Below are 13,319 nucleotides of genomic sequence, written 5' to 3' on the forward strand. Positions count from 1 at the left end.
AATATTTTTAAAATCTTCTCATAGAAGGTCTTTTTGTTGTACCTAAAAATAATCTTTGATAGTTTTTAAAAATAATATTTTCAAAATAATATCTAACCTATTTTTTCATATTAAACTTTACACTATCAAATATAAAAAGCCAAGAGTTTTAAAAAATTAATAAAACTCTCAGCTTATGCCTTCTTAACAAGTAACACGCTGTCTCTCTTCTCAAGTAATTCCTTTTTTGTTACAATTTAATTTTACTTAATTTAACCAACTTTGTAAACATTTAAATGAAATTTTTAATAACTTTTTGATGAAATTCGTAGAAATATACAATTTTTTCATTATAAATAAATATAAAAAATATTTGAAGACTTTTAAAAAATAAAATTCTTCAAATACTTTATTTAAATATCTAAATTATTATTAACTTTTCTACCTGTAATTAAATAACTATAAGGTCTTACTAATTTATCATAAAGTAAATACCCAGTCACTCCCCCTGATGTATTTAAAATAATATCATTGGTTTCTATAAATCTTCCCACACCTGCTATAAGTAAAGACTCAAAAAACTGCACACTCTCTATAGATATAGCAGTAAATAAACACAGAAAGAACATGCTAACTAAATTATCCACTTTATATCTAAAGAAATAAAGTAAAAATAAAGGCATAGGAGCTAATAAAATAAAATTCCCTCCTATATTATATATAATTCCATCTAAATGATTATCCATCACTATATTAACAATACTAGTAAGAGGATTCATCCATATTGTAGGATACTTATTAAAAACCTCTCCACCAAACTGAAAAGTTACAGGAAAAAACACTAAAGATATAACTCCAATAGCATAACACACAGCCCCTATTTTAAATAATTCTCTTATAAAATCAAGTTTCTCACTACTTCTAAATATACTTATTCCTTTAAAAATACTAAATATAGTAAAAGAAATAAGAAAAAATGTATTTGATGATATTACTATACTTCTCATAAAAAAAATTAACCTTCCTTACACTTAAATACAAAAAAATTTACCAATTAAATATTAATAATTAAATTCTACATGAAAATCCAAATACCTTTGTAAATAAATACCACGTATTATGTTGTTAATCTATATATATTTCCATTATGAACACAATATTAATTTTTAAACAAATTCTTTGACTTAATAAGTGTTTATAAATTAAATATTTTTGTATATAATTATAGTAATAAAACTTAATATATGAGGTAACTAATGAATTTAAAAAAAGATAAAAATAATATTCATGACAAAAGCTATAAAGATTTATATTCTAATAGTGAAGTGTTTTTAGACTTAGTTAAAGGTATGCTAAAAGCTCCTTGGGCAAAGGACTTAAAATCTGAGGATTTAATTCTTACTGATAAATCTTATATAGCTTCAGATTATGAAGAACAGGAATCAGATATTGTTTATAGAGCTACTATAAACGGTACAGAAGTAATTTTTTACATACTTTTAGAATTTCAATCTAGTATAGATTATAGAATGCCTTTAAGATTATTGTTCTACATTTGTGAAATTTTAAGGGAATATTCTAAAAACCAAAAACATAAACCTTATAATAAAAATCTTAAAATCCCTGCTGTGATACCAATTGTACTTTACAATGGTAAAATTCCTTGGGATGTACCAACTAATTTTAAAGACATAATATATAACAGTGATATATTCGGTAATAATATAATAGATTTTAAATATGATTTATTTGATGTTAATAACAAATTTTCAAAAGAAGATCTTTTAAAATCTAAATCAATGACATCAGCAATATTTTTACTTGATCAAAAAATAGATGCTTTAGAGTTTCTAGAAAGAATTAAATCAATAACATTATTCTTTAATAATTTAAATGAAAAAGAAATGCAAGTACTAAAACACTGGATTAAAAATTCAATAGAAATGCCCTTAGCAGATGAAGCTATTAAAATTTTAAATTCTGAAAGAAAGGATGTTGAAACTATGGTTGCTAATAATGCTTTTATATTAACTGAATCACTAGAAAAAGCTGAAGAAAAAGGCATCGAAAAAGGCATTGAAAAAGTTGCCCTTGAAATGATAAAAGATGGTGTTAATGCAGAAACAATTATGAAATTCACCAAATTATCCAAGGAAAACATTGAAGAACTTAGAAGAAGCATTAAACATTAAAATAAATCACGAATATTAAAGGGCCTGGACAACTCCAAGCCCTTTAAATTTTGCTTTATATTTAATTTAGTATTTCGTTCTCTAAAAACTTGTTAAATGAATTATAAATTTTAGTATTCTTACCATTTCTAAATTCATATACTATTCCTTTTTGATCTAAAGTTATAAGTATTCCTTCAATATTATAATCTTGTATTACTATATAATTGTCTAAAATATTTGGATTCAATATTCTCTCTTCCTTTGTTATTTTTATAACATTTAAATATCCTTCAACACCAAGTCCAAAAATTTCATTTCCTCCACAAGATAATACACCAAAGTTTTTTAAAAAGTTTTTATAATCATCATCAAATTTAAACTTTAGCTCTTCTTCTGCATTTCTTATAACTTCTTCACTAACACCTTTTAAAGTCTTACAATTAGAATTTTTAATTAATTCATTTATACTATTCATAACTATTCACCTCCTTCTAATTTTATTTGTTCTGCTCTAGTTTTCCAATAGTTTATCTTTTCAGTATTAAAAACACTTCTATCAATTTCTGATTCTTTCAATTTATTATGTAAAATAGTATCATTACCTCTACCTATATGTTCTGCTTTAGTTAACTCTGCTAAAGGTGAATTCATATTTTGTCCAATATGATGTAATTGTATTTGTGTTTCATTTTTTAATGGTGCTTTACCATTTTCCATACGCTCTAAATTAGACATTCCAAACATATCTTTTTCATCATAATCAATATCAGTTCTTTTAAGACACTCTCGTCCATTAATTTCCCCTTTTTCTAAATTTGCTTTTGCATAAATTCCATTTTCTTCTGTTGAGGCATTTTTTAAAACTTCTTCTAACGATTTATAATTTAAAGGTCTATCCGCTTCTTTAAAAGAAGATATTCTTCCTCTCATCTTTTCACCCAAATGAGGAATAACTTCTTTAAAACAACCTGCTCCCTCTCTAAAAGCACTTGCTGCAATCTCTTTTAACTGTTCATTTTTTGCTACTTCTCCTATAGCTAATTCTTGCATCATATTACTTCACCCCTCATATATTCAGTCCAATTAAAATAAAATTGTTCAACATCTTTATCAGCTAAAGCTTGTTCCCTTAATATACATTGTAAAATAGCATCTCTATAGTCTTTATCTAATTCCATTATATTTCTACCCATATTATCCAAAACTATTTTAGTCCACTGTTTAAAATTTTCACAATTTTTTGCCTTCTCAAAAGCTTGTTGATTATAATATATTTTAGAGATTATGTTTGAAACATCTTTTAATTCTAGTTCATAAATATTTTTATTTTTTAACACATTAATAATATCTACTTTTATATTATTAGGATATTTACTATTTATTATTTCATTAATTAAAGCTTCTTTATTATAATCAATACTTTCTCCAATCTGATGCTGCAATAATATTTTAGTAATTTTTATATTTAAATTATTAGAAGTGTCTTTTAATTCCTCTTCTTCCTTAAACTCTATTTCTTTACCTTCAAATTTTGATACTTTACAAAGCACTGGCTCTAGCCAATTATTTTGATATATGGCTCCAACCCCTGTTTCAAGTTTAGCTAATTCAACTATTTGTTCCTCATTTAAAGCAGCAGCTTTTCCTACTAAGTTTCTATCTAAAAAATCAGGTAATCTAAGTATAATCTTTGTATTTGTATTTCTAATAGTAGACATATCTACCATATTAGGAGATTGATCCACTATTATAAAACCTTCTCCATAGGTTCTCATTTCAGCTATAGCATTAGAAATCATTTCTACAGACTTTCCAACTAAATTTGAACTTTCCATAGATTGCTCTATAGAAGTTCTTTTTAAAATATTATGAGCTTCTTCTAAAACAGTAATATGTTTTAATTTATTGTTTATTCCTCCTTGACTCATTCTATGCTCACTAAGTCTCATTACTAATATTCCCATTATCATAGACTTAGTTTCACTAGAACCAATCCTACTTAAATCTACAATAACATTACTATCAAATAGAAGACTATTATCAATTTCATCAATTGCAAATATTCTTCCATTTATCCCATTTGTTAATGATTTTACTCTTGTTACTAATGCCCCAATATAATTGCCCTTCAATTCTTCTGAAAAGGCTGATTCATTTATAACCTCATTTAATTTAATTAACACATCATTGAAATTAGGGAATAAGTTTTTATCATATTTATTTTCTGAAATATCTAAATCCCACCCTACTGATTCATAAGCTTTTTCAATAGATTCTTTTAAAACAGCTGGCATAGCTGCATACATAGGCCAACAAACATTTAAAATTTCTATTAACCTATCTATATGCTCTAAAACATGAACATCTTCTGGAAACTTAAATGGGTTTATTTTTAATAGTTTTGTATATTTATTATTTGTTCCCCAAACAGTAACATCTTTTCTATACCCAAATACATGTTTATATTCACCTTTAACTGGTTCTATTACTAAAAAATTAATTCTTTCTTTAGTAAGCTCATTTAAAATATTATATATAGTGTTAGATTTTCCTGTTCCTGTGGAACCAGTTATAAAGGTATGCATAGCTAAACTTTCTTTATCTAATTTAACCTTTGTATCCTCTTCTGCTCCCATATGATAAATGTTACCTAAATTTATATATTCTAAACTTTTCTCATTAGATAATTTAAAAATATTTCTTCCAAACTCAGTAGATTCCACTACTGGTAATCCATTAATTGATTTTTTAGGCAATGACATATGTATAGCTAATTCCTTGCCACTTACAATAGAAGCGGGGGTAACCTTTATATGCTTATTTTTAGATAAATTAAATTTAAAAGAAGGGTGTGTAAACTTATTTAAATATAAATTTAAACTTTTATTAGAACTTTTATCACTCCAAGTATTTATAACAGAACTTTCAACAGATGAATTTTCACCTTTCATTAGAGCATTATAAGAACTAGCTGCAATTTTATTAACTGAAGGATCATTAGATATAAAGTATGCTGCAAAATTAAAACTACCAAAATCATTACATCTATCTAATCTACTAATTTGCATATCAATTTTTTCTAAAAGAGAACGTACTCCTCTATTTTCATAACTTATTTGAATATTTCTTCCTCTTGTTGTAGCTTCACTACTAGAATTACTTTCCTGTGTAGATTCAGCTTCACTTTTGCCTTGTTGTTTACTTTCTCCAAATGATTTAGATATGCTTTTATTTCTACCTGCTGTAATATTTTCACTATCAGAAGCACTTCCCATTAAGCTTCCCAAAACATTACCTACCATAGAACCAGCAATAATTCCAGAAGCTCCTCCAAATGCTAACCCACCAACAGCACCAACAATACCTAATATTGCACCTTTATTTTTACTTTTAGATTTTCCAAAACTTTCAGAACTACTCCATCCATCAGTTTCTGAAGTATTTTGAGTATAACCAATACTTTCATTAATAGTTTTTGTAATGCTAGTGGTAGTTCCCTCTGTTAAAGTTATGCTATCACTTTCATTAAAGGATAATTCTGTTTTTAAAAATGGTACCATTTCAGAATATAAGTTTTCATAACCAAGTTTAGCTTTTACTACTTCTTCATTTGATACTGGATCAGCTAATAGTAGTGCTGTATAAGCTTTTCCTTCCATAGCATCTGTAAATTTTTCTAAGCCTTGAATATAATTTAAAATATCCTTTCCTTCAGATAACCTTAATGCTGCAATACCAGATACAGAAGTTATAACACTTTCTTCAAAATCATAATTATTTAAAAATATATCATTATTTAAATTTCTTAATTGCCTATTACTTAAAGAAGAGATATCACTACCAATAAAGTTTCCTTTAAAAGCTCTCTCTAAAGTTTCATATTGAGCAACAACATCTCCATTAAAATTTTTATTAATAACTCCCAAATAATAATCTACTTTCTTTCCATTACTTTTAATTATTGTAACAACAGTACCTTTAGATAAAGCTACTGCATTAACCACACTACATAATTTATCTAAGTTGTCCTCATTTTTATTATAAACTAACTTATTTAGCTTAAAGAACCTTGCATTTTCCTCTATATTAATCTCCTTCAAATCTTCATTAATTTCTTCTATTTCAAGCTGATTTAAAACTTGAAGATAATCCTTAGTCAAAATATTTTCTGCATTTATAAAAGCTTGTGCTAATTCATTGTTATCTCTAACATCTAAACTATTGTTCATATACCACACTTCCTTTTTATATTTGAGAATGTTTCACTGCTTTTTCATGGGCTTTTTTATCTTTAAATTTATTTTTATTTTTTATTTTTTCTTTTAATATTTCTTTTTTTCTTGAAAATTTCTCTTTAGAATTTGTCTCTATAGGCTCTTTTGCTTCAATAATTTTATTATTCTTAAAAGTATCCTCATAATCTTTATCTTTAAAGTTTGTTTTATTTTTTTCATATCTAATATTTTCTATAGTATTATCAACTATACTTATTTGTTTATCTTGCTTATTATTAAATACGCTACTCCTATGACAACCACCGCTATCCCTATTCCTATAGCTAAGTTCTTCTTGTCCTTGCTTGCTTTTATTTGAGTTGATGCACTGTTCTTTTGAACCACGGACTTTTTTCCATTATTTTCATCCTCGCCTTTAATTACATTTTTTGAATTTACATTTTGCATTGAAATTCCATATAGACTTCTTCCTATCTTTTCAACAAAATCTATTCTCTCTTTACAAAAGTTTTTCTCTAATTCATAAACAGCTTCTGCAAAATCATCTTCAGAATAATTTCCATCTTTTTTTAGTTGTATTGAATCAATTTCTGAATTAAAAGGCTCATAAATTCCTTTAATACCACACTTATTTACTACATAGTTTAATGTATTCTTAAAGTCACCTTTACTAAAATTTCTATCTGAATATATTATTGTACATATTGAATTTCTTAGTGCTGGTATATCACTTTTTTCTATACATTCTTTTACTAATGAATTTGGTTCAAAGTTACTCATTTTTATTTCCTCCTTTAAAACTAATTTTAAATTTTCTTAAAAAGCTTAGATTTTTAAAATATACTCTATTTAATTTAAGCATATTAACTATATTTTCATTATGTTATTTATTTCAGTTATAGTTTCATTTAACCAAATTCTATTTTTCTCATTGATATTAACTCTCTCTTGTATAAGTTCTTGCTTTTTAGTATTTTTATCTATATCTCTTAATGTTTTTTTTACTACAGCATCTAACTTATCTAATTCTTTTTTAAAATATTCTTTTAATTCTTTTACTTGTTGTTTACTTTCTTCATCTGCACTTTTAATATTTTTATCAATTTCTAATTTTATTTTTCCCATATGTTCTTGTATTAGTTTACTAACATTAATCACATTTTTCTCACCAATTTTTTCACGGACAGTATAATACTTATCCTCACCCCAAGTCCAAGGTTTATACCATTTTTTAGTTTCATTTTTATATTCTACATCTTTACAAACTTCTTCTGTATATGTATATTTTTTCATTAAATCATCTACATCTTCAATATTTATTTTTCTTATGTCATTTATTTTATTAAATGTAAATCCTTCAATTTTCAAATCATCTTTTAAACTATTTAAATAGCTTTGATACTCCTCTACTAATTTTTCTCCCTCATCAATGACAGAACTTTTTATAGCCCTTTCTAAACTTAATCTATAACCTTTTTCTAAATTGCTCATTTGATGTTTAAATCTCTCTATTTCACTTCTAGCAAACTCTTCTTCTATACTTGTTTTATTATGATATGGTGAAGTTAATTTTGATAAATTTTTATGCGTCTCTTTACCTATGTTATCAAACTGAATATTATTTATAATAAAGCCATCAATTTTATCCTTTATTTTCTTAATCTCTTTTCCTTCTTTTAATTTTTTTTCTAATATTACAATCTTATCTCTTGCATCTTTAAATTTTTCTTTATCCCTAGACAATGCATTATCTAAATCTGTTAACATCTTTTTCTCTTCTATTATTCCTAAAAATCTTTCAACTGCATTATCAACCTTTATTGGATAAGCATATTTTTCTAAATACTCATTTATCGCCTCTTCTATAGCTGGAACCCCTGTATGTATTAGCGCTTCTTCATAATCATCTCCTGAATCATCAGCTTTTTTTAATTTTTTATTTAAACTTAATCTACTAGACTCAGATAAAGATGCTAAATTATCAAAATAATTACATTTATCATCTATGAAATCATTATAATTTCTAAAAAACTTAACTTGATGTTTAGTTAATTCTTTATTGCCTTTATACATTCTTATTAATTTAGCCATTTCAGCTGATACTGGAAATAAATTAGGCTCCTCAATACCAAACTGATTAAGATAATCTTCTACTTTCTTCAAAAATTGTTCAATAGAACCTTCTTTTTCCTGATCAATAACATCACATTTATTTATTACAAAAATAAATCTATCCTTAGATTGCTTCCCTCCTCTTTTCATAGCATCGGAAATTTTAGTTAATAATTCTCTATCATCATTAATAGCAAATTGAGTTATATTCATTACATATAAAACAACACTATTATCCTTATCACCTATAATAGTACCTGTTAATTGCTCATGGTCTTTATTTCTTGAATTATTAGGACCTGGAGTATCCACAATTACTAAATTCATTTGATCTGATGAAATATTCGGTATACTACCTTCTATATCTATGTAAGTAACTTTCTTATCCTCATTAAATATTTCAATATCCTCTAAAGTTACACCTATTTTATGAGAAATTTCTTCTTCATTTTTATTTCTACAAACTGCTATAAAGTTTTGCATATCATCATTATCCTTTATTCTCGCAACAGTAGCTGTACATGCTTCATTTTTAGATGGTAAAAGCTCAAATCCTATTAAAGAATTTATTAATGTAGATTTTCCTGCACTCATCGTTGCTATTACATTTATCTTAAAGTCTGATGACTTAGCTTCTTTATATGCTTTTTTCACCTCTTCTGATTTCAATTCTTCAAAAGGACCTGCCTCAAACTTACTAATAATCTTATCCATTTTCTCTAAAATATGCTGATCACTCTTTGCATCCTTATGACATAGAGTTATATCATATTTTCCTTTATACTTATCAACAGTTAGCTTTAAATCTTCAAAGTCTATTTTTCTTCCTTCAAAGAAAATTTCAAACTCAGTTTCATTAATTACCTTTGCTAATTCTTCTACTATACCATTCCAATTATTATTGTTTGGTGCTAACCAATATTGAAGCCTTTTATCTACACATTTAAGTATTCTTTCTGATTTCAAAGGTTTATCATTTATCTTAAACTCTGTATGAACTTTATAGGGATTATATTTAATATAAATTTTCATCATAAATCTCACCTCTAAATATATTTCCCTTACCTGAAATTACTTTCAATTTTAAAATACACATTTTCTTAAATTTTTTCATACTATTTATTTTCTACCATTTCCTTTATAAAACCTGAAACTAAAGTTATTCCTGTATTCTCCATAGCCATTAGTATATCTATCTTTTTATACTTATTATCTCCAATAGCTACATATTGATTTTCAACCTGTGTACTACCTATAATAGAAAATTTTCTTACATCATAATCTTTATGATTAAAAAGTTCATAATAACTAATAAAATTTTTCATTTCTTTTCTTGTTAACCCTTTTCCCATTAATATAGAATTAAACAATTTTGCTGCTAATGCTGAAATAGGTATTATACTAAAATTTTTTATACCTATATTCTCCACATACTTATATACATTATTTATGGTAGTTTCTATACACTCCTTCTCATCATCTAACTCATCAATCTTATTAACCACAATAAGTATATTTACTTTTCCATTACTATTATTAACCTTTGTAGCAATATGAGAAAGCAACTTTAAATCATCATTAATACCAAACTGTGTAGCATTAATTAAATAGACTATTAATCCTGCTTTAACTTTTTCCATAAGCTCATAAGTTACATTCATATGAGTAATATCTAAAGAATTATTAGTCCCTGGAGTATCTACAATAACAACTTGCTTATCACAATTATCTACTGCTTGTATTCTGCCTTCAATATATAAACTATCCACATTTGCTTCTGAATTTAGTTTCTCAATAATAGTTGCATTAGCCTTTGAAATCACTTTATTTTCATTATTGTGATTAACAAAAAGTTTATAATTCTCTTCATTATTATTAATAATAAACACAGGCTTTACAGTACAAGCTTCATTTTTTGAAGGTAATAAATCATCACCTATTAAAGCATTTATAAAGGTTGACTTTCCACTACTCATAGTAGCAACTACAAATATTTTAAATACCTTTGCATCATTAATAATATAATTACCTACCATAGCTTTTTTCCTTCCTTATTATTCTTAATAAAAAAGTATAACAAATAACTGCTTTAATATTATTTAATTACTTTTTTCATAGTTTATAACTATGAAAAAATACTCAAACAACCTTTTGCAATACTTGTTATACCCTTACATAACAAACTATTTAACCTAGCTAAAATAATATATTAATTTTAAAACTGAAAGCATTCATTAATTTAATTATACTCTCATTTTTAGCCATTTACATATTATTATGTAAAATATAGTAATATTTTGTTGTGGTTCCATTCTTAAATTTTAATTTTAATAATACAAAAATTTCTCTTATCCTAATAGATTTACTTTTTATTTATATAATTAAAACTTTAAGTTGCTTAAATTTTTCTTTTTGTAAAAAATAATATAGCCTCTGCATATATATTAAATAAAAACATTTTATATGGAGGATTAAATATGCCAATATCTTTTAATGAATTTATAGAAAGCTTTTCACCAAACTCAGCTGTAAATAATAAAGATGGAGAATATATTTATAATAATATAATATGCAATGATAGTAATCGTATAAATTTTATTCAAGCTATTAATAAGAAAATTCCACCACTTGCTGTTTGTGTGAAAGAAATAGAAGAATACTATTTAAATTCATATCCTAAAACCTTAGACTTAACAAACCATGCTGTAAAACAAAGTATTGGAAGAATGATTAAAAAATCTTTAGAACCTTTAGACTATGTACCCTATGGATCAAAACGTATAAAATCTAAATATTTCTCTACTGCTGCTACTTATATAAAAAAAGAAAGTTTAAAATAACTTAAAAAATAATAAATACTACTTATATAATAAAAAAACAATAAAAAGCTACACATATCCTTAATGTATAAAATATACTTAAAGATATGTGTAGCCTTAAAAATTACATCAATATAAACTTTTATTTATTAACATCTTCAAAAATATAATTATGTATTGATGACTTAACAGCATCATTATTAAAGGTTAAATAATAAACTCCATTTATCATCTGTCCTGTACCTTGTCCATCCTTTGGAAATCTCTCCTGTTGCAATCCACTAGACAAAACTGAAGAAAAATCCTTTGTAAGTCCTAACATTTCAGAAGCACTCATATTTGTTTTAACAAAAGGCAAAAAAGTATTTATTAAAGATGGATACTGTGAAATAGGCGTACTCTTTAACTTATTAAACACCTTATCTAAAACAATTCTCTGTCTTTCCGTTCTCTTATAATCTCCACCTGTAGCATACCTTATTCTAGAATAAGCTAAAGCCTGATTACCATTTAAAACATTCATTCCTACATGAGTTCCAGGTACATGAGGAACCTCCTCAGAAGTAAGTTCTACCTCTATTCCTCCAATTTTATCAATAATCTCAGGTAAAGAAGTAAAATTAACAGCCACAAAATCCTTTATATTCAAATCAAAATTTTCATTTAAAGTCTTTATAGCAAGCTCTGGCCCACCAAAAGCATAAGCATGATTAATCTTGTCCATTCCATGACCATCTATATTCACATAAGAATCTCTCATAATAGAGGTTACTTTCATTTTATTGTGTTCACTATCTAAAGTTAAAATCATTATAGCATCAGACCTACCAGCCTTACCATCTGGAGCATCTACACCAAATAATGCTATATTTTTAATATCACCAAACTTTTCTTCTACTTCCTTATTAATAGCAAGTTCCTCTTGTTTTATAGGCACTTGCTCTACCTTTGCAAAGGTAGTTTTTATATAGTATAAAGAACCTGCTATAGATATTGATAATATTATAAGGAAAGTTAGTAGAAAAATTAAAATTTTCTTTTTTTTACTCATCTTTTATTTTCACCCTTTCATACTTGATTAATTTTAGCCAAACTCTTTTTCCACTAAATTAAAACTAAAACTAGTCAAATATATCTTTGTATACAATCATTATAGATTTCTTTAATAAACAATAACATAAAACTTCTATTTCTCTTTAATCAAATATTCTCACAAATACAATTAAGCTTTAATAAAATTAATATGTCTAAAATGAATTTACTTTATAAATAGTAATTAAATTAATTAATTTTTATTTTTAGTTTAACTAACTTTTTTCATTAATAGTATTATTTATATTAAATTTTTTAAATACAATAATACTACTCCTATTGATTATAACAGCAATTAAAATGAATGATACAAAAAATATAATCATACCAAAATAGTCATCTCTAATCTTAGTTATTTCAACAACTAATGTATGAGATAAATATAATTCATATGATAAAAATCCTGTTATTATAAATCCTCCTCTAAGTAATTTTATACTCCAATAAGAAAATTGTATTATAAACACCGCTGAAATAGTTTTCATAAATGTTTGAACAATATTCATTATCAAATAGTTTTCCATATTTTTAACTTTTAGAATTAAAAATAATACTGAAAAGATTACTGAAAATATAAAAAAAACTAAAGTAGCTTTATATTTTTTATCTATTAAATATAATTTAATAGAATCAAATTGTGATAACATTACTCCTATAAAAAATGAAAATGATTGTTCACCCCATATATTATCTTTAAATATAAATAAAAATATAAATGCAATAATAAACATTGTTTCTATTGAATATTTATTATTCAAGAATTTTTTACATAAATAAAAAATCTAAATTGCAATATCAAATTGAACTAGTCCTTAATTATGATTTAAAGACTAATTATTATAATGAATATATTTCATCTAAGTGTATTTCAAATAACTCTTCCGGTGTTTTGTAATGAAGAAGTTTTC

The 13,319-nt window shown here is 25.1% G+C and carries 11 protein-coding genes; 2 read left to right on the forward strand and 9 right to left on the reverse strand.

Going from position 1 to position 13,319, the window contains the following annotated elements:
• Positions 1 to 392: 392 nt before the first annotated feature.
• On the reverse strand, positions 393 to 986 hold the full coding sequence (locus tag GBZ86_RS07225; protein WP_152889165.1) for a VanZ family protein: 594 nt from the start codon (positions 984 to 986) through the stop codon (positions 393 to 395).
• A gap of 249 nt (positions 987 to 1,235) precedes the next feature.
• Here GBZ86_RS07225 and GBZ86_RS07230 point away from each other — a divergent pair, with 249 nt between their 5' ends.
• Positions 1,236 to 2,171: an Rpn family recombination-promoting nuclease/putative transposase gene (locus GBZ86_RS07230; protein WP_152889167.1), complete on the forward strand. Its 936-nt coding sequence runs from the start codon at positions 1,236 to 1,238 to the stop codon at positions 2,169 to 2,171.
• Between the two features lie 61 nt (positions 2,172 to 2,232).
• On the opposite strand, the gene GBZ86_RS07235 is transcribed toward GBZ86_RS07230, so the two are convergent.
• From GBZ86_RS07235 to GBZ86_RS07260, 6 genes are all read right to left on the reverse strand, one after another.
• On the reverse strand, positions 2,233 to 2,628 hold the full coding sequence (locus tag GBZ86_RS07235) for an SMI1/KNR4 family protein (protein ID WP_152889169.1): 396 nt from the start codon (positions 2,626 to 2,628) through the stop codon (positions 2,233 to 2,235).
• 2 nt (positions 2,629 to 2,630) lie between these two features.
• Positions 2,631 to 3,206: an HNH/ENDO VII family nuclease gene (locus tag GBZ86_RS07240; RefSeq protein WP_152889171.1), complete on the reverse strand. Its 576-nt coding sequence runs from the start codon at positions 3,204 to 3,206 to the stop codon at positions 2,631 to 2,633.
• Positions 3,203 to 6,382 (reverse strand): ATP-binding protein, encoded by a 3,180-nt coding sequence (locus GBZ86_RS18210; RefSeq protein WP_152889173.1) that lies wholly within the window; start codon positions 6,380 to 6,382, stop codon positions 3,203 to 3,205. The genes GBZ86_RS07240 and GBZ86_RS18210 overlap by 4 nt, the downstream gene beginning before the upstream one ends.
• 258 nt (positions 6,383 to 6,640) lie before the next feature.
• The gene (locus GBZ86_RS07250) at positions 6,641 to 7,168 is read right to left on the reverse strand and encodes a hypothetical protein (RefSeq protein ID WP_152889175.1); all 528 of its coding nucleotides are present in this window, start codon (positions 7,166 to 7,168) and stop codon (positions 6,641 to 6,643) included.
• An 87-nt stretch (positions 7,169 to 7,255) separates the two neighbouring features.
• Positions 7,256 to 9,535, reverse strand: coding sequence for a dynamin family protein (locus tag GBZ86_RS07255; RefSeq protein WP_152889177.1), 2,280 nt, complete (start codon positions 9,533 to 9,535; stop codon positions 7,256 to 7,258).
• Between the two features lie 80 nt (positions 9,536 to 9,615).
• Positions 9,616 to 10,536: a dynamin family protein gene (locus GBZ86_RS07260; RefSeq protein WP_152889178.1), complete on the reverse strand. Its 921-nt coding sequence runs from the start codon at positions 10,534 to 10,536 to the stop codon at positions 9,616 to 9,618.
• A 441-nt stretch (positions 10,537 to 10,977) separates the two neighbouring features.
• Between GBZ86_RS07260 and GBZ86_RS07265 the strand changes: the two genes are divergently transcribed.
• Complete coding sequence (locus tag GBZ86_RS07265; protein ID WP_152889180.1) at positions 10,978 to 11,340, forward strand: hypothetical protein; 363 nt, start codon at positions 10,978 to 10,980, stop codon at positions 11,338 to 11,340.
• A 121-nt stretch (positions 11,341 to 11,461) separates the two neighbouring features.
• On the opposite strand, the gene GBZ86_RS07270 is transcribed toward GBZ86_RS07265, so the two are convergent.
• Entirely contained in the window at positions 11,462 to 12,370 is a 909-nt protein-coding gene (locus tag GBZ86_RS07270; protein ID WP_152889183.1) for an LCP family protein, read from the reverse strand.
• 256 nt (positions 12,371 to 12,626) lie between these two features.
• On the reverse strand, positions 12,627 to 13,169 hold the full coding sequence (locus tag GBZ86_RS07275; RefSeq protein WP_152889185.1) for a hypothetical protein: 543 nt from the start codon (positions 13,167 to 13,169) through the stop codon (positions 12,627 to 12,629).
• Positions 13,170 to 13,319 lie beyond the last annotated feature (150 nt).

It is taken from the genome of Clostridium tarantellae (genome assembly GCF_009295725.1).
GTDB lineage: Bacteria > Bacillota > Clostridia > Clostridiales > Clostridiaceae > Sarcina > Sarcina tarantellae.

What these genes read in the sequence shown, in the direction of transcription:
- GBZ86_RS07225 (WP_152889165.1), bottom strand. Translation starts at nt 986, where the DNA reads ATGAGAAGTATAGTAATATCATCAAATACATTTTTTCTTATTTCTTTT.
- GBZ86_RS07230 (WP_152889167.1), top strand. Translation starts at nt 1,236, where the DNA reads ATGAATTTAAAAAAAGATAAAAATAATATTCATGACAAAAGCTATAAA.
- GBZ86_RS07235 (WP_152889169.1), bottom strand. Translation starts at nt 2,628, where the DNA reads ATGAATAGTATAAATGAATTAATTAAAAATTCTAATTGTAAGACTTTA.
- GBZ86_RS07240 (WP_152889171.1), bottom strand. Translation starts at nt 3,206, where the DNA reads ATGATGCAAGAATTAGCTATAGGAGAAGTAGCAAAAAATGAACAGTTA.
- GBZ86_RS18210 (WP_152889173.1), bottom strand. Translation starts at nt 6,382, where the DNA reads ATGAACAATAGTTTAGATGTTAGAGATAACAATGAATTAGCACAAGCT.
- GBZ86_RS07250 (WP_152889175.1), bottom strand. Translation starts at nt 7,168, where the DNA reads ATGAGTAACTTTGAACCAAATTCATTAGTAAAAGAATGTATAGAAAAA.
- GBZ86_RS07255 (WP_152889177.1), bottom strand. Translation starts at nt 9,535, where the DNA reads ATGATGAAAATTTATATTAAATATAATCCCTATAAAGTTCATACAGAG.
- GBZ86_RS07260 (WP_152889178.1), bottom strand. Translation starts at nt 10,536, where the DNA reads ATGGTAGGTAATTATATTATTAATGATGCAAAGGTATTTAAAATATTT.
- GBZ86_RS07265 (WP_152889180.1), top strand. Translation starts at nt 10,978, where the DNA reads ATGCCAATATCTTTTAATGAATTTATAGAAAGCTTTTCACCAAACTCA.
- GBZ86_RS07270 (WP_152889183.1), bottom strand. Translation starts at nt 12,370, where the DNA reads ATGAGTAAAAAAAAGAAAATTTTAATTTTTCTACTAACTTTCCTTATA.